The organism is Natrialba aegyptia DSM 13077 (assembly GCF_000337535.1).
GTDB classification, from domain to species: Archaea; Halobacteriota; Halobacteria; order Halobacteriales; family Natrialbaceae; genus Natrialba; species Natrialba aegyptia.
In genome coordinates, this window is record NZ_AOIP01000050.1 from 1 (window position 1) to 18,512 (window position 18,512).

General features: G+C 63.1%; 11 protein-coding genes and 1 pseudogene. 3 read left to right on the forward strand and 9 right to left on the reverse strand.

Annotation, left to right across the window (positions count from 1 at the left end; all coding sequences use genetic code 11):
• Positions 1 to 55: 55 nt before the first annotated feature.
• Positions 56 to 445, forward strand: a pseudogene (locus tag C480_RS18080) (SDR family NAD(P)-dependent oxidoreductase); the annotation flags it as partial.
• A gap of 164 nt (positions 446 to 609) precedes the next feature.
• On the opposite strand, the gene C480_RS18085 reads toward C480_RS18080, so the two are convergent.
• Positions 610 to 1,839, reverse strand: coding sequence for a cytochrome P450 (locus C480_RS18085; protein ID WP_006667075.1), 1,230 nt, complete (start codon positions 1,837 to 1,839; stop codon positions 610 to 612).
• Between the two features lie 652 nt (positions 1,840 to 2,491).
• Between C480_RS18085 and C480_RS18090 the strand changes: the two genes are divergently transcribed.
• Positions 2,492 to 4,237: an L-lactate permease gene (locus C480_RS18090; protein ID WP_006667076.1), complete on the forward strand. Its 1,746-nt coding sequence runs from the start codon at positions 2,492 to 2,494 to the stop codon at positions 4,235 to 4,237.
• 269 nt (positions 4,238 to 4,506) lie between these two features.
• Here C480_RS18090 and C480_RS18095 read toward each other — a convergent pair whose 3' ends face one another.
• The 6 genes from C480_RS18095 to C480_RS18125 all read right to left on the reverse strand — a co-directional run bounded on the left by C480_RS18095 (position 4,507) and on the right by C480_RS18125 (position 15,409).
• The gene (locus C480_RS18095; protein ID WP_006667077.1) at positions 4,507 to 7,503 is read right to left on the reverse strand and encodes an FAD-binding and (Fe-S)-binding domain-containing protein; all 2,997 of its coding nucleotides are present in this window, start codon (positions 7,501 to 7,503) and stop codon (positions 4,507 to 4,509) included.
• A gap of 88 nt (positions 7,504 to 7,591) precedes the next feature.
• Positions 7,592 to 8,953 (reverse strand): glycerate kinase type-2 family protein, encoded by a 1,362-nt coding sequence (locus C480_RS18100; protein ID WP_006667078.1) that lies wholly within the window; start codon positions 8,951 to 8,953, stop codon positions 7,592 to 7,594.
• 378 nt (positions 8,954 to 9,331) lie between these two features.
• Positions 9,332 to 10,270, reverse strand: a complete 939-nt coding sequence (gene ddh, locus C480_RS18105) for a D-2-hydroxyacid dehydrogenase (protein ID WP_006667079.1) — start codon at positions 10,268 to 10,270, stop codon at positions 9,332 to 9,334.
• 77 nt (positions 10,271 to 10,347) lie between these two features.
• The gene (locus tag C480_RS18110) at positions 10,348 to 11,403 is read right to left on the reverse strand and encodes an isocitrate/isopropylmalate dehydrogenase family protein (protein ID WP_006667080.1); all 1,056 of its coding nucleotides are present in this window, start codon (positions 11,401 to 11,403) and stop codon (positions 10,348 to 10,350) included.
• Positions 11,404 to 12,123: 720 nt separating this feature from the next.
• Positions 12,124 to 12,336, reverse strand: coding sequence for a hypothetical protein (locus C480_RS23180; RefSeq protein WP_152424093.1), 213 nt, complete (start codon positions 12,334 to 12,336; stop codon positions 12,124 to 12,126).
• 106 nt (positions 12,337 to 12,442) lie between these two features.
• Positions 12,443 to 15,409: an FAD-binding and (Fe-S)-binding domain-containing protein gene (locus C480_RS18125; protein ID WP_006667083.1), complete on the reverse strand. Its 2,967-nt coding sequence runs from the start codon at positions 15,407 to 15,409 to the stop codon at positions 12,443 to 12,445.
• 417 nt (positions 15,410 to 15,826) lie between these two features.
• On the opposite strand from C480_RS18125, the gene C480_RS18130 reads away from it, so the two are divergent.
• On the forward strand, positions 15,827 to 16,759 hold the full coding sequence (locus C480_RS18130) for a bile acid:sodium symporter family protein (RefSeq protein ID WP_006667084.1): 933 nt from the start codon (positions 15,827 to 15,829) through the stop codon (positions 16,757 to 16,759).
• A 233-nt stretch (positions 16,760 to 16,992) separates the two neighbouring features.
• On the opposite strand, the gene C480_RS18135 is transcribed toward C480_RS18130, so the two are convergent.
• Both C480_RS18135 and C480_RS18140 read right to left on the reverse strand, forming a co-directional pair.
• Positions 16,993 to 17,415 carry a cupin domain-containing protein gene (locus C480_RS18135; protein ID WP_006667085.1) on the reverse strand — a complete coding sequence of 141 codons (423 nt, stop codon included), beginning with the start codon at positions 17,413 to 17,415 and terminating at the stop codon, positions 16,993 to 16,995.
• 128 nt (positions 17,416 to 17,543) lie between these two features.
• Positions 17,544 to 18,512, reverse strand: a 969-nt coding sequence (locus C480_RS18140) for a tripartite tricarboxylate transporter permease (protein ID WP_006667086.1), incomplete at its 5' end; no start/stop codon positions are given.

Below are 18,512 nucleotides of genomic sequence, written 5' to 3' on the forward strand. Positions count from 1 at the left end.
GTATATCGAGGAGACGGAACATACGCCGGAGTGACGCGCTTCACCCCCGCCCACGGTGGGGCGGGGAACTCGCGCTGCTTTTCGTTTAGATGGGAAGACGGCCGTGGTAACGGGAGCGGGATCCGGAATTGGACGTGCGTCGGCAAAACGTTTCGCTGCGGAAGGAGCAAATGTGATTGTCGCAGATATCGCTACGGAAACCGGTCGTGAAACAGTCGACGTAATCGAGGACGCCGACGGTGACGCGACGTTCGTCGAAGTGGACGTCTCCGATTTCGAGTCGGTCGAGCGGATGGTCGATATCGCAGTTGATACGTACGGAAGCCTCGATTTCGCGCACAACAATGCGGGCATCCTCACGGGATTTGCCGAGGTAACCGACATCGGAGAAGAACAGTGGAATACACTCCTCGAGATCAATCTGAAAAGCATCTGGGCGTGTCTAAACCGCTGATGCGTCGTATATTACTGGTCATACGCTCCCCGTCGACGGCGGGCAGGCAGCCGACTGAGTGCCGCCTCTCTGCTTTTCGTCCTACCCGGTTAGTGCGGCGATTGCTCGGAAACGGCGTGGTAATGGGCGTAGAGTACGCGAAGCCATTGAGAGAGCTATTTTGCAGGTGGAGCGGTTCTATTCACCTCACAGGGGAGCGATTTGAGACCGTATAGACTGTATAGCGGATCGAGATTCGAGAGATTCGCATCCAGCCGATCGAAGCGTTCGAGCAGTTGCTGCATGGCGACGTCTGCTTCCATCCGTGCGAGATGTGCGCCTAAGCAGAAGTGAACGCCCATTCCGAACGCCATGTGCCGGTTTGGACGCTGCTCAGGCCGAAATTCTTCAGGTGCATCGAAGATCTCCGGATCGCGGTTTGCGGCTCCCAGCCAGAGCGTGACGACGTCTCCGGCCTGAATCTGTTTTCCGTTTAGCTCGACGTCCGCTATGGCAATACGATTTAGTGATTGGACCGGAGACCGGTATCGAAGTACCTCTTCTACGACCTGTTTACGGTCGATCGCTCCAGTACGAACCGCATCCGTCAATCCCTGTTCTTCGAGGGACCAGATCGCGTTGGTGAGGAGATTCGTCGTGGTGATGTTACCCGCGAGGAGCAAGAGTATACAGAACCCGACTTTCTCTTCCCTGGATAGTTCCTCCGTGTTCGCTGCGAGCGTGATAAAGTCGTCACCGTCGCCTCCGCGTCGCTCTGCCACTAATTTCGTGAAGTAGCCACTCATCTCCTGTCGGGCCTGCTGGCGCTCCTGCTGAATCCGCTGTATCTCCGTTTGAGTGCCGTTTTTAGGCCGCGCAATGAGCGCATCCGACCACGCTTTGAACTGATCGCGACGTTCAGCAGGAATGCCCAGTAATTCGGCGATGACTGTAACGGGAAACGGAATCGCAAACTCGTCGACGAAGTCGAACTGTTCCTTGCCCGCAAGCGCGTCTAATACGTCCTCGGTCACTGCCTCCACTCGCGGTTGGTACTCCCGGATTGACCCCGGCTGGAATCGCTCGTCGACAAATCCTCGAAGCCGGTTGTGTTCCGGCGGATCAACCGTGATCATCGTCTGGAGCATTCCCGTATCGTCTTCGGCGTCACTCGAGAACTCGTTGTCTTCCCGCGTTCGGCGAGCCGTAAACGCGTCGTGATCCTTCAGCACGCGGTCGACATCCTCGTATCGGAATATATCCCACATCTCTCGCTGCTCATCGAACCGAACCGGGTCCTCAGCACGCATCTCAGCGTACCAGTCAAACGGCGAGAGTTGCCCTTCTCGACTTCGGATGGCTTCGGGAGGCTGTTCCACTCCGACGGGTAGATCGGCGGACTGCATATGTTTACTGACTATTCAGTTAATCATAGCCCTTTTGGTTCCGTTACCAATTGAAATAACTAAAACAAACTACCGTGACAGTCACGAGCGGTTTACCCCGTCGTCCACGACTCGAGCCGATAGCTGGGCGGGTATTGAACTCGTCGGCACACTTGGCACTCGACACTGTCTCTCCGGAACTGTCCGCTGAGTCACATCTTCTGATTTCACAGCAAAACCTGGTTAGACGGAACCGAGACGACTCACACTACAGGTCTGTCACGTCTGGCGGGACGCTGTGTATGTATCGATTTACTCACTGGTCTGTGGGATGGGGATGTTCTCAACCGGTCTACTATGTACTTATTGAACGGTTAGTTAGTGATGGGTAGTGATCGAAGGACAATGCTCCGACGACGCACATACTCTCCGAATACTGCACTCGAATGAACCCCTCTATTTTGCCAACGGTGTCGGCTCAGGACTACAGTTGATCAAGATTGGTGATCATACATTCGATCAGACGAATAACCATCATTTTTATTAATATCATTATGATACGAGAGTGTGGGATGTTTCCAATGTCCAATCCACCTGTGATCTCACCAGACGTAAATCCGAGTATCGGTCGGATAACCGCTGCTTCGATCCGTTCTACGGAGGTAGGTGAGCGATGGTAGTCGAAATCGTCGCCGCGGCGTTGCCGCTGCTCATCGTCGCCGTGCTGATCGTCGGGCTGTTATGGCCGGCGACGCGTGCGATGCCGATCGCCTGGCTGGTCGCGCTCGGCGTCGGCTACGTCGTGTGGAACAACCCGCCAGACTATCTCGCGGCCGCGTCGATCGTCGGAGTGATGACGGCCCTCGAGATCCTTTGGATCGTCTTCGGCGCGCTCGTCCTGCTCTATACGCTGATGCAGGCCGGCGCGTTCGAGCGGATCAATCGGGGTTTCGCAACCATCTCGGACGACCGCCGCGTGCAGGTCGTTCTCCTCGGCTTCCTGCTCGCGACGTTCATCGAAGGGGCCGCCGGGTTCGGGACGCCCGCGGCGGTCGTCGCCCCGCTGTTGCTCGCGCTCGGCTTCCCGGCACTCGCGGCCGTGATCGCGGCCATCATCGGACACATCATCGCTGTGACCTACGGCGCGGTCGGCACGCCGATCATCGTCGGCATTCAGGAACCGCTGTCGAGCGTCTCGTTCACGCAGGAAGCCATCTCGTCCCAGGGGATGACGGTCGCGGAGTACTCGGTCCAGGTGGCCGCGTGGGCGGCGACCTACCACGCGCTGGTCGGTTTCGTCATGCCGCTGTTCGCGGTCGGAATGGTCGTGTACTTCTTCGGTGAGGAACGCTCGATCCAGCCGGCCGTAGACGTCTGGCCGCTGTGTCTGTTCGCAGGGATCTCGTTCGCGATCCCCTATTGGCTGTCGGCCTGGTTTCTCACCGCCGAGTTCCCGTCGCTGATCGGATCCATGGTCGGCGCTGCGATCGTCGTCCCGACGCTCAGGGCCGGTTACTTCCTTCCAGAGGAGGAGTGGGACTTCCCGCCCCGCGAGGAGTGGCCCAGTTCCTGGGTCGGCACGATCGAACCGGGCGAGAACGGCGCCGGCACCGGGACCGCCTCCGGAGCCGCGGCCGCGGCTGACGGCGGGCAATCGATGACGCTGTTGAAGGCCTGGTCGCCGTACCTCTTTCTCGTCGTGTTGCTGGTCGTCACGCGTGTGTTCGATCCCATCACGGAGTTCTTCAACAGTTCGCTGTTCGTCATCGAGTGGTCGAGCATCTTGGGGACTCCCCACAGTGCGGCGATCGCGTGGGGACACGCACCCGGGATGTGGCTGGTCGTCAGCGCGCTCGTCGCCATCCCGCTGTTCGGCATGAGCGGCGGACAGATAAGCAACGCCTGGCGCGAGGCCGGCGAGAAGATCGTGGCGCCGTTTATCGCGCTCGTATTCGTCATCGCGATGGTGCAAGTGATGCTCCTGTCCGGTGAAGCGCCGGGAGCGCCCGCGGTCGGGAGCATGATCGAGGTGCTCGCGGTCGCGACGGCGAACGCGTTCGGACCGGTCTATCCCGCCATTGCGGCGTTGATCGGCGCCCTCGCTGCGGCGATGACGGGGTCGAACACCACTTCCAACATCACCTTCGGCGCGTTCCAGTTCGAAGCGGCGTCGGAACTCGGCCTCCCGACGCAGTTGATCGTCGGCGGGCAAGCCGTCGGCGGCGCGATCGGAAACCTCATCGCGATACACAACATCGTCGCCGCGCTCGCGACCGTCGGCCTGGTCGGCCAGGAGGGACGGGTCATGCGGCTGAACCTGATTCCGCTCGTCTACTACGCGGCCTTCGTCGGCTTCTGGATGATGATCTTCGTGTACGTCATGCCCGACGTGCTGCCGTCGATCTTCGAGGTCTTCTAGCCATCTGGTGGCTGCCGTTCCGTTTTTCTCCGTTTTCGCCGGCCCGTCTCCCCTCGTCTGTGTCGCCGGAGACGAGAGTAGCCACTGCAAGTCAGTACACACCCGATCGCCCGATGGCTGTGCGATCAGCGTGTAAACCGTTCAGTTGTTACTATCGCGATCCGAGTACCGCATCAACTGGAACCGATGCGCCGGATTCGAAAGCAACCGCCGCCGACACTATTGTGCCCGTCTTCCAGAAACGTTCACACGGCATCGGTGCGAGCGAGCTACAAGCCTCGCGACGTGAGCAGGTCGTTCACCTTCTCGACCGGGTGAGGCGGCCGCTCGTCGCGGGTCTCCCGGTCGCCGATCTGGCTCCGACAGGACGCCCCCGGCGCGACCGGCGTGCCGTCGCTCTCGTCTAACTTCTCGTAGAGACGCTCGCCGATCGCCTTCGAGAGGTCGTAGTGTTCGGCCTCGTAGCCGAACGAGCCGGCCATGCCACAGCAACTGGACTCGATCGGATCGACCGCGTATCCCGCCCGCCGGAGCACGCCGACGGCGTGGTGATCCTTCCCAGTCGCCTTCTGGTGGCAGTGGCCGTGGTACGCGAGAGTTTCGTCCGTCTCGTCGAGCGGGAGTCGCTCGACGAGGCGGTGCGTATCCATGAACTCGCTGATCCCGTACGCATGTGCGCCGACCCGCTCCGCGTCCGCCGTCGACACCAGATCGAGGTACTCGTCTTGAAACGCCACGGCATCGGACGGTTCGACGGCGATAATCTCGTAGCCGTCCTCGATGAACTCGGTGAACAGGTCGACGTTCCGCCGGACGCGCTCCTCGGCGGTGTCGAGCATGCCGACCGAGTACGCCGCCCGGCCGCTGGGGGCGACGTCGTCGGGAATTTCGACGTGGACGCCGGCCGACTCGAGCACGCGCACGGCGGCTTTCCCGGGACGGGGGTAGCTGTAGTTCGTGTACGTATCGGGAAACAGTACGACCTTTCGATCGGCTTCCTCCGGACTCACTCGCGGTCCGCGTTTCGCGAACCAGTCCTGCAGGGACTCCCGCCGGAACGTCGGAAGCTCCCGCTCGGGCGCGATTCCGGCAACGTGCTCCATGACGAAGCCGCTCCCGGGGAGCTTCTGCCCGGCGTTCGAGAGCGGCGCAAGCGCGCTTCCGAGTCGCGAGAGCGTGTCGATGTTCCCGAACAGCCGCTCTCGCAGTCCAACGCCCTCGCGCTCGTAGTAATGGTACTTGGTCTCGGCCTTGAGCTTCGCCATGTCGACACCGGTCGGGCAGTCGCTCTTGCAGCCCTTACAGCCGACACAGAGGTCGAGCACTTCCGTCTGGAAGCGCTCGGTGTACATTTCTTCCTCGGGGAGCTCGCCGGAGATGGCTGCCCGGAGCATGTTCGCCCGGCCGCGGGTCGTCGCGAGTTCATCTTTCATCCCGCGGTAGGTGGGACACATCACGTCGTCGGTCTGCCGGCAAGTCCCGCAGCCGTTACACAGCTCCACCAGGTGAGCAAACCCGCCTTCATCGGAGAAGTCCAGCTTCGTCCGGGGCTCGATCGAGGTGTAGGTATCCCCGTACCGCAGGGTCTCGCGCATGTCCGTCGGTGCCTCGTCGGTGTAGACAACCTTCCCCGGATTCATCCGCCAGTCGGGATCGAAGACCGATTTGACCTCCTGGAAGGCCGCCCAGAGGTCGTCGCCGTACATTTTCGGATTGAACGCCGTCCGCGCGAGCCCGTCGCCGTGCTCCCCGGAGAACGCCCCGTCGTGGTCGAGGACCAGATCGGTCACGTCCTCGGTGATCGAGTGCATCGTCTGAATCCCTTCGCCCTCTTTCAGGTTGAGAATGGGCCGGATGTGCAACGTTCCGCTGCCTGCGTGCGCGAAATAGGCCGCGGAGGTGTCGTGGTCTTCGAGGACGTCCATGAACGTCTCGACGTACTCGGCGAGTTCAGCGGGCGGCACCGTCGCGTCCTCGATGAACGGGTACGGCTTCGGGTCGCCCTCGAGGCTCATCAACAGCGGAATGGCCGCCTTGCGGAGCTTCCAGAGGTCCGCCTGGTCGTCTTCGGTGTAGGCTTCCATCGCCTCGAAGGCGTCGCCCTCGTCGACGAAGTGGGCGTTCGTCCGCCCGATCGCCGCCTCGAAGTCGTCGTGGAGTTCGGAGTCGTACTCCAGCATCAGCGCCGCCACCGTCTCGTCGGGGATCGGTTCCTCGTAGCGGGAGAACTGTTCGGATTCGCGGGCGAGCCGGAACAGTTCGTCGTCCATTAGCTCCACCGCGCTGGGAGCGAACTCGAGGGCTTCGGGGACCGCTTCGAGCGCGTCGACCAGGTCCTCGAAGCAGTAGAGGACGAGCGCCGTCTCCTCGGGCAGGGTCACGAGGCTGAGTTCGGCTTCGACGACCACGCCGAGAGTCGATTCGGCGCCGACGAGTAGCTTCGTGAGGTTGATGACGTCCTCTCCGGCCTCGTTTTCGTAGATCACTTTGTTGAGGTTGTAGCCGGAGACGTTGCGCTTGAGCTCCGGATACCGCCGTTCGATCTCGTCGGCGTTCTCCTCGACGAGGGCGCGGACGGTTCGGTAGATCGCCGCCTCGCGGTCGTCTTTCGACGTGATCTCGTCCCACTCCTCGGAATCGAGGACGACCTCGCGGGTTCGAATGAGCGAGCCGTCGGCGAGGACGACCGTCAGCGCCTCGGTGTAGGCGTCGGTGATGCCGTACCGGACCGAGTGCGCACCGGTCGAGTTGTTCCCGATGCCGCCGCCGATTGTCGCCCGGTTCGACGAAGCGGGGTCGGGTGCGAACTTGAGTCCGTACTGCTCGAGGTGCTCGTCGAGGTGATCCTGAACGACTCCCGGTTGGACGCGCGCCCGCTGCCGGTCGACGTCGACCTCGAGGATGTCGTCCATGTAAGTCGTCATGTCGAGCACGACGCACCCCGGCCCCACCGTCTGCCCGCCCAGCGACGATCCCGCCCCGCGCGCGATAACCGGAACGTCGTGGTCGGCCGCAACGCGCACGGCGTTGCGCACGTCTTCGACATCACGGGGGAGAACGGCACCCGCGGGTCGGGCCTGGTAGATGCTGCCGTCGGTCGCATACAATACCTGTGCGTATTCGTCGAAGCGGACTTCACCCTCGACAGCAGAGCGGAGGTCGGCCGCGAGAGCCGCGTACTCGCGGACGTCGTCGTAATCGTTATCGAGTTCATCGCGGAGCTCCTCGTAGTTTCGGAGGCCGACGTTGGGCTTTTCAACAGCCATTAGGAGTACCTGCGACATCAATAATGATAAACGCTGTGTCTGTCAAACACACTCACGAGAGGGGTGAGCGGGACAGCGGCGGCTGCGATCACGCGCTGGAGTCGTCACCGACGACGAGAACGCGGAGATCGTTGACGTTCGTGCCGGTCGGCCCGGTGCGGACGATCGAATCGGCGTCCGTCAGGAGTGGCTGCGCGTCGTTGCGCGCCAGCGCGGCACAGCCCTCGTCGCGCGGGATCTCAGGCGGGGCCGCAATCGCGCCGGCGACCTCGGTCGCACCGTCGATCCCGTCGGTGTCCACGCTCGCGATCACAATATCGTCCACGTCGAGTTCCACCGCCCCGCTCAGAACGAACTCTTGGTTCGGGCCACCGCTTCCGTGATTGTCCGCGAGTGTAACCGTCGTTTCGCCGCCGGAGATGAGTACTGCGGGCGGGGAAACCGGTTCGCCAGTGACGTGACACTCCTCGGCGATCGCGACGTGCGTGATCGCCGCGTCGCTGGCCTCTCCGCGCACGCGAGCGGAGAGCACGAGGGGCGTGTACCCACGCTCCGAGGCGACCGACCGAGCCGCGTCGATCGCGGTCCGACCGCTCCCGAGGATGTGGGAGTTGACCGTCTCCAACAGCGGATCCGTCGGTTTGACGGTTTCCGGATGCACTCCGCGCTCGCCCTCCGCCAGGTACGACGTTACCGCTTCGGGGGCGGACAGGTCGTACCGAGCCAGCACGTCGAGTGCGTCCGCGTACGTCGTCGGATCGGGCGCAGTCGGCCCGCTCGCGATCACGCCGAGCTCGTCGCCGATGACGTCGCTCATGACGAGAGTTACAACTGTCGCCGGTGACGCGGCGCGGGCGAGCTTGCCGCCCTTGATCGCCGAGCAGTGTTTCCGAACGGCGTTGATCTCGTCGATCGAGGCGCCACAGCGGAGCAGCGACTCCGTCACCGCCTGCAGGTCCGCGAGCGAGAGCGGATCGACCGGGGCCGGAAGCAGCGCGCTCCCGCCGCCGGTAACGCAGGCGAGGACGAGATCGTCGTCACTGGCGCGTTCGGCGACGTCGAGGACGCGCTCGGCACCGCGGACGCCGCGCTCGCTCGGAATCGGGTGATCGCCGTCCAACTCCGAAACGACCGACGTGCCGGCCGGATCGTCGGTAACGACCACCCCCTCGGTTATCCACGGTCCGATAATCTCCTCCACCGTCCGCGCGAAGTGACCGGCCGCGTTACCGCCGCCGACGACGACAACCCGCTCGTATCGCGTCAGGTCGTACTCGGCCGACTCGTCGTCGAACTCGCCGTCGATGCGGAGCAGTCCGTCGTCGACCGACACCGTCTCCTCGACGATCGCCGCCGGATGGGCGGCCTCCATTCCGGCGACGAGACAGTCGAGGGCAAGTGCGTGCGCCGGCGTCCGTTCAAGCGCGGTCCGATTCGCAATCGTGACCATACATTGGTATGAACCGGCTCCCTTATAGGTTACCGGGACGAGTTCGATCGCGAGCACACGTCCGATCCGCCGCCGGTGCTTGTCGATACACGGCCCCTACCGGAACCCTCGGTAGTATCTTTAGTAGTGAAGCTGGTAAAGAGGAACGCATGTCACTAAAGGGTGATTGCCGTATTATCATCCCTCCATATTGGGGGAAAATATCTCCAACTCGACGATGAAATCGACGAGCACACAACGGGTCTCCCGCTGGCGAACTCCTCCCGGCGTCCCGCGTTCGTGCCGAGCCGTCGATGAACGCGAGACACCGACGCTGCACGGGGGAGGAAACCGCGTCGGCAATTCCGAACGGGTCGGTCGTACTCGGTCTCGTTACCGTCAGGCGACGCGGTTCTTCAGGATATCGCCCGATTGGTACCGCCGTACGTTCTCCGCGACGAGATCGGCGATATCGAGGTGGTACCGATTCGTCGCGGACCCCTTGTGGGGAGAGATGATGACTTCATCGAGATCCCAGAGGGGCGAGTCGTCCGGGAGCGGTTCCGTCTCGAACACGTCGAGTCCCGCACCCGCGATCCGGTCGTTCTTGACCGCCGCGATGAGCGACTCCTCGTCGACGACGGGACCGCGAGCGACGTTGATAACGAAGGCGTCGTCTCGCATCGCCGCGAACTCCTCGTCGCTCAGCAGTCCCTCGGTCTCCGGCGTGTGCGGGACCGTGAGAACGACGAAGCGAGCGTTCTCGATCGCATCGTGAAGGCGATCGGGGTCGAAGAGTTCGGAGACGCCCGGTACCGGTTCGTCGGAGCGTCGAACTCCGACGACGTCCATCCCGAGGGCGTCACAGCGAGTCGCGATCGCTTCGCCGATGGTCCCGAGGCCGACGACGCAAGCGCGTTCGTTCTCGATCGTGAACGGGCGATCGTACGGCGGCTCCCACCAGCTTCGCTCGTTCTGGTGATCGCGGTAGCGGTGGCCTAAGCGAGCGAGCGAGAGCATGAAGGTGAGCGCGAGTTCGCCGACCGTCGAGCCGTGGATGCCGGAACTGTTCGTGAGCGCCACGCCGGCCGCATCGTACGCGTCGGTATCGAACTCGTCGTAGCCGGCGCGAATGCAGTGGACCCACCCCGCGTTCAGGAACTCCGGTCGCGGTGCGTACGTCGCTACCGCGTCGGACGCGTCGTATTCGCGATCATCGCCGACGAGTTCAGCGGGGATCGAGACTTCGTCGAACGCGTCGACGAACGCGTCCTGGGGAATGACGTTTTCGACCGATTCGTGGATGTATAGTTGGTCGAGCTCCGTGCGCTCGGTCATACCTATTGCTCTCCGGGGATCGAATTGAATGTTACGGACGTATGAGAGGTGAGTCGGCCGTCGTCTCGGAACCAGCGTTAGAGTCGGGTGCGAAGATCCGCGACGACCTGCGCCGTCGTTGCGGACCCGCCCAGATCCGGCGTCCGGGGCGCGTCAGAATCCGCTAGCTGGTCGGTGACGGCGCTCCAGACCGCATCTCCGGCCTCGGTTTCGCCGAGGTGGTCAAATAACATCGCGGCGGAGAGAATCGTTGCGAGCGGATTCGCGACGCCGTCGCCGACGATATCGGGCGCGCTTCCGTGGACCGGCTCGAACATCGACGGGTATTCTCCCGAGACGTTGATGTTGGCCGACGGGGCGAGCCCCATGCTCCCGGTGATAATCGCCCCGATATCGGTCAGAATGTCGCCGAAGAGATTCGACGCGACGACGACGTCGAACGCTTCCGGTCGGCGGATGAAGTCCATGCTCGCGGCGTCGACGAGCAGCCGCTCGACCGTCACGTCCGGGTACTCGGCCGAGACGTCCTCGACGATCTGATCCCAGAATACCATGCTGTGGGCCTGCGCGTTCGATTTCGTGATGCTGGTCACCCGTCCCTCGCGCTCGGTCGCGGCCTCGAACGCGGCTCGCACGATCCGCTCGGTCCCGGTTCGCGTGAACACCGCGCTCTGGACCGCGACCTCGTGGCCGTGGCCGGGGTGCTCCTGCCCGCCCATGTCGGCGTACTCCCCTTCGGTGTTCTCGCGATACACGACGAAATCGATGTCGCCGCCGTCGTACCCCTCGAGCGGGCTCTCAACGCCGTCGAAGAGGATCGCCGGCCGCTTACAGATGGCCTGGTCGAACCCCTTCCGGATCGGGAGGAGCAGATTGTTCAGCGTCACGTGGTCGGGCACGTCGGGGTGGCCGATCGCGCCGAGCACAATTGCGTCGTACCCCGCGAGTTCGTCGAGTCCGCCGTCGGGCATCATCGAACCGCTCTCGAGGTATCGTTCGGAACCCCAATCGTACCGCACCAGTTCGAGGTCGAACTCGAACCGTTCCGAGACGTCGTCGAAGACCGGTTGTACCGCATCGATGACTTCCGGTCCGATACCGTCCCCCGGGATAGTCGCCACTTCGTGTACCATGAACCGTGGTATCGTCCGACAAATAATAAGTCTATGGAATGGAACATCGCACCGGACAGCGGCGTCGATTCGCAGACGGACCACGAGTTCGTCGAACGGCCGTGCCCGGCCGATCTTGGTCGCGGATTCGTCGTGCAGGAGCCGCAAAGAGCGTATTCGTATCACCGGTACCGTCGTCGACGCCGAGCGGCGTTCGCCGTGTTCGTTCTCACGGAACGGATTCGACTCATCGAAACGATGGGACAGCGACGACTGAAACGGCGTGAGAGAGTGCTAGTAACCCGCAGTGATAGAACTCCGTCACACATCTATTCTCTATATCAGAATCCTTACGGACACACCGCACGAGACCGCTAAATCGCGAGGATGCTCGTGTATCGTCTATTTACGGGCATACAGATGTAAATACCGTTCGACTGATCGGACGAATGATCGTTCTGCTCCGCGAACCATATAAGCTGTCCAGGAATCGGACGTTCTCTGCCTCAGAATGTTCAGGGACCGAGATCCCGTTCACGCAGCGAGGGACTGGCTGTGATTCTCGGGGAGTTCGCGAGACGTTCGGACGTCGTCCGAACTCGGTTCGCAGCAGGCAGTGGGCCGCCGGAAACCGGTCGATCGAGCGGTTGTGCGACGGTGCAGTTGCAACTCGATACGATCCCGGATATTTGGACGTTCTCGTATGCAGAACTCGACACCTCGAGCGACGCGCGGGCGCAGTCACCGGGCGCGATGGAGGTACCCACACGTCTCGAGTCGGTCGTCCGGATCTCGAATCGACGGTCGATGAAATCGGGGACCAGAGCGGAACGGAACGGACATCTCCGAGGCCGCTGAACTCGAGTCGAAGTGGTCGTCCGAAACGCGGAAGAGTTGGCCCGTTCCGTCGCTGCCTCGCGCATCGTCCGCTCCGGCCTGACCGCGTGACGCCACCGACAACCGTTCCGGACAAGTTCGTCGCGAGTTCGGCAGCGTTTCAGTTCGGGATCCCGATCGGTTGTGAACCGGGACCGAAACCGGAACTAGAACCAGAACCGGATCAGGCGATCGCGTCGGCGAGTTTCGTCACCGGGTGCGGAGGATTGTCGTCGTACTCGTCGCCGATTTGCGTTCGACAGGAGGCACCCGGCGCGACAACGCTGTCGCCGTCACCTGCCTCGATCTGGTCGAAGAGCAGTCGACCGATGGCGCGACTCATCGAGTAGTGTTCGGCCTCGTAGCCGAACGAGCCGGCCATCCCGCAGCAGCTACTGTCGAGCGGATCGACGCCGTATCCCGCCCGCCGTAACACGCCGACGGCGTGGTGGTCCTTGCCGGTCGCCTTCTGGTGGCAGTGGCCGTGATAGGTGAGTTGCTCGCCGACAGCCCGGAACTCGAGGGACTCGTCGAGTCGATGGACGTCGACGTACTCGCAGACGCCGTAGGTGCTCTCGGCGACCGCGTCGACGTCGTTCCCGGTCAAGAGGTCCCGATACTCCGACTGGAACATGACGGCGTCGCTCGGCTCGCACACGACGACGTCCCAGCCGTCCCGAACCCTGGGAACGAGCGCGTTCACGTTCCGATCGGCCCGCTCGCGCGCGCCGTCCAGAAAGCCCTTCGAGAAGGCCGGCCGGCCGCTCGAAGTCACGCCGTCCGGAAGCTCGACGCGGACGCCGGCGGCCTCGAGCACGCGAACGGCTGCCTTCCCGATTTCGGGGTCGTTGTAGGTCGTGTACACGTCCGGGAACAGCAGGACGCTGCGCTCGGCGGCGTCGGGATCGACCCGCGACTCGCGGGATTCGAACCAGTCGACGAACGTCTCGCGGTGGAACGTCGGCAGCGACCGCTCGCGAGCGATCCCGAGCGTTTTCTCTAGCACCGTCCGCGCGCCGGGCACCTTGCTCGCATAGTTCGACAGCGGCGCGGCGGCGCTGCCAAGCGTCGAGAGGGTGGCGATGTTCGCGAACAGCCTGTCCCGCACCGACGCGCCGTGGCGCTCGTGGTACTCGTGTTCGACCTCAGCTTTCAGCTTCGCCATATCGACCTCGCTCGGACAGTCCTTCGAACAGCCCTTACAGCCGACACACAGGTCCATCACCTCGGTGACGAACTCGTCGCTGAACGCCTCTTCCGGCGGGAGGTCCCCGGTCATCGCCTGCCGGAGCATGTTCGCTCGACCCCGCGTGCTCGTAATCTCTTCCCGGGTCGCCCGGTAGGTCGGACACATGACGCCGCCGGTTCCCGCCTGGCTACCCCGACAGCCGCCGCAGCCGTGACAGAGTTCGACCATGCCCTGGAACCCGTTCTCGGTGTCCCAGTTAAGCACCGGATCGAAGCCGGTCTCGAACCGACTGTCCGGGCCGAACCGGAGGTGCTCGGTCATGTCGTGATCGCCGCAGACCGAGCCCGGATTGAGCAGCCAGTCCGGGTCGAACGCGGTCTTTAAGCCGCGAAAGAGCTGCCAGACGTGCTCGCCGTAGAGTTTCCGGTTCCACTGGGTGCGCGCGCGGCCGTCGCCGTGCTCCCCGGAGACGCTCCCGCCGTATTTCACCGCGAGATCGGTTGCATCGTCCGAGATCGACTCCATCGTCTCGACGCCCGCCGCGGTCTTCGTGTTGACCAGGGGACGGATGTGAATACAGCCCGGCCCGGCGTGGGCGTAGAAGCTACCGAACGTGTCGTGATCCTCCATAACCGCCTGGAAGTCGGCGATGTACTCGGAGAGGTGCTCGGGCGGAATCGCGATGTCCTCGATGAACGCGATGTGTTTCTCGTCGCCGGTCCGGGAGAGCAAAATCGGCGTCGACGCCTTCCGCATCTTCCAGAGGCGCTGCTGTCGCTGCTCGTCGTAGGCCGTCAGCGCGTCGAACGCGAGTTCACCCGCTCGGTCGTCGAGCAGCCGCTCGACCGTCTTCCTGCGTTCGGCGTCGTCCGCGGCGTAGAACTCGACGAGCAGGAACGAGTTCGTCCCCTCCGGGAGGATGTCGACGACGTCGGCGAACTCTTCGGTGTCGCGGGCCAGGTCGAGCAACACGTCGTCCATCACCTCGACTGCCGCCGGATCGTGGTCCAAGATCGCGTCCACGTCGTCCATCGCGTCGAGCAGACTGCGGTAACAGAGTACCGCGACGGACTTCGTGTTGGGGATCGGTTCGAGCGATACCTCGGCCTCGGTGACGATACCGAGCGTGCCCTCGCTCCCGACCAGTAGCCTCGCGAGGTTGACGGTCCCGGTCGCCGCGTCGTCGACCAACCCGTCGAGGTTGTAGCCCGAGACGTTTCGCTTCAGCGTCGGGTAGGCGGCCTCGATCGCCTCGCTCTCGTCGTCGGTGAGCCGGACGACCGCGTCGTGGATCCGCTCGAGCAACTCGCCGTCCGGGTCCGCGCTCGCGCGGAGCTCGTCGACGGCACTTTCGCCGAAAGTCGTCACCGTTCCGTCGGATAGCACGACTTCCACCTCCTCGACGTAGGCGTCCGTCTTGCCGTACTTCAGGGAGTGTGCGCCGGTCGTGTTGTTCCCGATCGCCCCGCCGAGCGCGCTGCGGTCGGCGGTCGACGGATCGGGCGCGAACTTCAGCCCGTGAGGCTCGAGCGTCCGGTTGAGCTCCCCGATCGTGACCCCCGGCTGGGCGCGTGCCCGCCCCGAATCGGGGTCCACCCGCGTCACGTCGTTCATGTAACGCGTGAAATCGAGGACGACCGCCTCGTTGACCGTCTGCCCGGCCAGGCTCGTCCCGCCGCCCCGCGGAAGGACCGGAATCCCGCGCTCGGCGCAGTAGCTCATCACCGTCGCCACGTCGTCGGTCCCGGTCGGATAGACGACGCCGATGGGGAGGACCTCGTACGCGCTGGCGTCGGTCGCGTACATCTCCCGCGAGTACTCGTCGAAGCGGACTTCGCCGTCGACGCGCGCTTCGAGGGCCGCCGTGAGGTCCGGGCGGTTCGCCGTCTCGGTTCGATAGTTGTACTCCGCACGACTGTCGATCGCTGGGTCTCCGTCGGTCGGTCGGTCGTTCGTAGCCATGTGTGTTCGGTGTGTGCTGATGTCGACTCGGATGCCCGCATCTCGGTAGTGCAAGCGAGACCGGCGTTCGTCTCCCGCACGGGGCTGACACAAGACGCGATCCACGCCGTCGGTCGCTCTCCCACCGAACGTCGAACCGAATACGGGGGGACGCGACCTCGCGACCGTTTGCGGATCCTACCGCAGCTACCGGTCGTTTGCTACTTGCTTGCACGTTCTGTGCGTGGTACACGTTAGTACAGGGAATGCACATAACTGTTGTGCCGCTTCGCGTCGCGATTCAACGGAAGATCGGACTGGACTGGATCAGACCGAACTCGCGACCAACCCAACGAATAAATAACCCGACACCGTGTCCCGGACTACGCACTGCTCGGACGCCGACGGCGTTCCGAGGGTCGAAACGTGACTACACGGATGGCACTCCCCGATTTCGGCCGCCTGGCTGATCAAAAGAACATCCTGGTCGTCCTCTTCTCGGTGACCGTCGGACTGCTGGTTCCCGGTCCCGAACGGTACACGAGCGTGCTCCTGACGCCGCTGGTAATCTTCCTCGTGTACAGTTCCATTCGCGAGTTCTCCCTCGGTGAGGTGAACCCGTGTGCGGTTGGGGTGCCGGCCGCCCTCTCACTCGGCCTCGGATACGTCGCGCTTCCGTTCGTCGGCGTTGCGTTCGCGAGCCTCACGCTCTCTAACGCGGCGCTCACGGGGATCGCGATCACGCTCGCGGTCCCCACGACGGCGGGGAGCGCGATCGTCTGGACGCGGTTCTCCAGCGGTGACACACAGCTCGCTGCGATCGTTTCGATCGCGTCGATTCTCCTCGCACCGATCGCGACGCCGCTGTTACTTCTGGTCCTCGCCGATCAGAACGGTGCCGTCCCGGTCCGATCGATTCTCACCGACGTCCTGCTCATCGTCGGCGTCGCCATGGTGCTCACGAGTCTGGTTCCGGACGCTGCGCTCTCGGACCGAACGGCGGAGTACGGGTCCGGCGCTGCAATCGCGCTCATCATCTACACGGGCGTCGCCGGTGCCGATCCTGCGACCGTTCCCGTTCGCACTCTCCTCAACCTGGTCGCCGTCTCGATCGCGATTCTCGGACTCGGATCGGCGATGGCGTACGCCGCGGGGCGCTATTGCGACTTCGGTCGGCGGCGAATCCTCCCGATATTCTTCGCTGGCAGTTTCAAGAACCTCGGCATCGCCTTGCTCATCGCCGCCGAGTACGCGTCGGGGATCGCCGTCCTCGCGATCATCACCTACTACGTCATCGAACAGTTGACCGGGGCGGTGATCGCGGATTTCGCCGGGAGTCGTCGCCCGGTGGCGCGGCTGCGGTCATCCTAACTTCCCGATGCCGGCCCACGACACGTCGGCGAGAGACGGTCACGAGAGGCAGTTCGTCGCATACAGCACGATCTAACGGAGACGGCTACAGCAGCACTGGGCTGTTGTGACAGATCTCGAGGGGGACGGGTCACCTCCGGATCGTTCGCACGGGTGGGGACGCGACGACGCGAAGCGGGACAATTCCGATCGGACGGCGACACCGTCGCGCTTGCGCCGTCTCGTCGTCCGATTCAGTCGCGCTCCGCTTCGGTCGCGTCGATTACGTCCGCCGCCGTTTCGAGCTGGCGGACCGGATACCGACCGTCCTGCGGCCAACCGATCGCGACGAGTTTGCACGGCTCGTCGAACGGATTGTGCACGAGGTGTGCGCCCGCCGGCCTATCCCGAAAGACGATGAACTCGTCTTCGGTCGCGGTGAAACCCTCTTCTCGCGTTTCGACGCGACACGCACCGGAGACGACGTAAAACAGCTCCTTCTGATTTTCGTGATAATGGAAGTGATTCTGTGAGAGACGCTCCTCCCGCTCGAGCACGGCCACGTTGAAATTGAACTCGTCGATACCCAGAGCCGGCGATACCTCCCATCGCCGTCCCGGTTTTTCCGGATTTGTCTCGAGGTCGTTCAGTGACGTGTGTTCCCAATCGTCTACCATATTACAACGGTAGGTGCCGTTCAGTTAGGCTTTGCGATTGATTCGGTCCGGAACCGGGCCATACGCCACACACGCTTACGAGACGACGGTCGACGTGAGCGGAACGACGGGAAGGCGATGGAAAGAGTTCAGGTCCGGCTGACGGCTCGTTCGACGCGTCCCTTCACGAACGGACCGAACAGTACGACGAGAATCGCGACGGTGAGCAGGAACGAGAGCGGCTGGTTCACCGGATCGACGAAGATCGTGTACTCGCCGCCGGAAATCTGTAGCGACCGGAAGAAGTTTTGCTCGGCGATGGGACCGAGAACGATACCGAGGACGAACGCGATGACCGAGTAGTTGTACCGGACCATGTAGAACCCGAGAAGGCCGAGCACGACGACGGCACCGACGTCCCACCAGTTCTGATTGAGCGTGTACGCCCCCGCGAACGAGAGGACGATGACCATCGGGATGATGAGGTTCGTATCGATCTCCGTTATCTTGCTCGCGTACGGAATCACCGTCAGGCCGACGACGACGATAAGGATGTTGCTGAGGAACAGCGAGATGAACAGCGCGTACGTGATGTGGAGCTGTTCGCCGAAGAGGACGGGCCCCGGTTGGAGTCCGTGCATCAGGATACCGCCGAGTAGGACGGCCGTCGAACCGCTTCCCGGAATGCCGAACGACAGGGTTGGAATGAGCGAGCCGCTGACGGTCGGATTGTTCGCCCCCTCGGGTGCGATGACGCCGCGGGGGTCCCCGTCGCCGAACGATCCGTCTGTGGCCGACGAGCGGGCCTCCTCCGCGTACGCGACGAACGTCGACGTCGTCGCGCCTGAGCCGGGGATCATCCCGATTCCCATCCCGATCAGTCCGGATTTGATCGTCGTCACCGGATACTTGAACACCGTCTTCGCCCCTTCACGAACGCTGCCCGCGATATCGAGATCGTCCTGAGAGATCTGCTTCTGTGCTGCGAGCTTCATCATCTCGGCGAACGCGAACATCCCGATCAGCGCCGCGACGAAGTCGATCCCGTTGTAGAGTCCGAACTGCCCGAACGTGTAGCGCGGACGCGGACTGAGGCTGTCTCTTATACACATCTCTGA